Annotated in this window: 3 protein-coding genes; 1 reads left to right on the top strand and 2 read right to left on the bottom strand. The window is 33.1% G+C overall.

Annotated elements, in window-relative coordinates; genetic code table 11:
- Together ASG21_RS20495 and ASG21_RS18115 are read right to left on the bottom strand one after the other, a co-directional pair.
- Positions 1 to 186 (bottom strand): hypothetical protein (locus tag ASG21_RS20495; protein ID WP_206743180.1); only part of this gene is annotated, 186 nt, incomplete at its 3' end.
- 108 nt (positions 187 to 294) lie between these two features.
- Positions 295 to 867 (bottom strand): hypothetical protein, encoded by a 573-nt coding sequence (locus tag ASG21_RS18115; RefSeq protein WP_128414359.1) that lies wholly within the window; start codon positions 865 to 867, stop codon positions 295 to 297.
- A gap of 415 nt (positions 868 to 1,282) precedes the next feature.
- On the opposite strand from ASG21_RS18115, the gene ASG21_RS20645 reads away from it, so the two are divergent.
- Positions 1,283 to 1,684: alkaline phosphatase family protein (locus tag ASG21_RS20645; RefSeq protein WP_241773530.1), on the top strand; the 402-nt coding region annotated here is incomplete at its 3' end.

The following is a 1,684-nucleotide window of genomic DNA, read 5'->3' on the forward strand; positions in this document are numbered from 1 at the left end:
TAAATCAAAAAAACAGTCGGTTACAGAGAGAATGTTGATGTAAGGAAAATGAAATTCAGTTTTATGATGGTAGAAATCACCAGAATTTAGATATTTTCTTAATAGACTACTCGTACAGATAATTCTCATTTTGTAAAGCAGTAATGGTCTTCCTGATGTCGGTTCGATAATGATTCCCCACGACAAAGTTTCAAAAAATCGCGGAAAATTTATTTATCGAATAACACAGAGTACTGTATCCTGAGTTGATGAAATAACGCAGAACAGATTATTTTCCTGAGCCAAGGCAACAGGTTAAATGGAGTCAGGAGTACCTTCGATAAATGGGGGAGGTCTTACGTTTAAAGAACTGCGGTAATGGTTAAAAAATAATAAATCTCCGTCCCGGAAAACTCTTTTTTTTCGATCCGGAAAAAGAGTTATGTTGCTTTTTAAATCAATAAGTATTGCTGTAAGCTTCAGATCGTGTGTTGTGGTCGGAAGTGCAGGACAGCTTATCTTTGAATGGGAGGATAAAAAAGTATCATCATTGGGAAAAGGTGTAAAGACAGGAGTTCCTTTTTTCCGGGTTCTGATCTTTTTGACAATCGTCTTTTTTTCACCGGACAAATTAGCAAACTTCTTTACTGCAGTCTTTTTAACTTTCTTTTGAATTACAATTTCGTTGGAAGCATAATGATTTTCGCTGACCACTTTTATCTTTCCGACAAGAATTATTTCAGAATGAAATTCTTTTTCTGATTTTTCGGAAGTGGATGAAAGATTTTTTCCGTCAACATATAGAGATGCGCCTCCGGTAACGGTTATTTGCGCAAAAAAGCCCTGTGCACACAGCAAAAACACAACAATCACTATTTTACTTTTCATCAAAAGCGAAATAAGATATTGAATTTTTTTAGTATTTATCTGTATGTTTTTCCTCAACGCTTGTATATTGTTTTTCAGCAGGCAAAGATAGAGATAAGAAATTAAAATTAAATTAAAATTAACTTAAAATTCTATAAAGTAGATATTTATCAATTATGCGATGAATAATACAGATGTTTTTTAAATTTAAAATGGAATGTTGAGTATTTTTTTTAGTCCAGTTTCTTTTTTGTTGACTACTAATTTTAAAAAGTTTTTTCGAAGAAATTATTTTTTAAATCAAACATAAATAGTTTCCTCAGAGAAATATTCAGTTTTTTACAGAGACAGTTTTTTGGTTTAATATGCTTTTGATATTCACTTTACTTTCACTTAAAATGAAACCTTTATTTTTGCAGAAATTTTTTTTGGTCTTATGAGAATATATTTCACAATTTTATTTCTGTTATTATTTACGGTTTCATTTTCGCAGAATAAAATTGATACGGCTCAGGTTGTAGTTTCTGGCAGAATCAACAGTGAAGAAGCGAAGTCGAAACCGTATGTCATTATGATTTCCGCAGACGGTTTCAGATACGATTATGCTGAAAAATACAGTGCTCAGAATCTTTTGAAACTTTCTGCTGAAGGTGTTCAGGCAAAGGCCATGATTCCGTCTTATCCAAGTATCACTTTTCCGAATCACTGGAGCTTGATTACGGGGTTATATCCGTCACATCACGGCTTGATTGATAATTTTTTCTACGATTATAAACTGCAGAAGAACTACGCCATGAACAAAAAAGACATCGTGGAAGACGGAAGATGGTACGGCGGG

The organism is Chryseobacterium sp. Leaf394 (assembly GCF_001424105.1).
Taxonomy (GTDB): Bacteria; Bacteroidota; Bacteroidia; order Flavobacteriales; family Weeksellaceae; genus Chryseobacterium.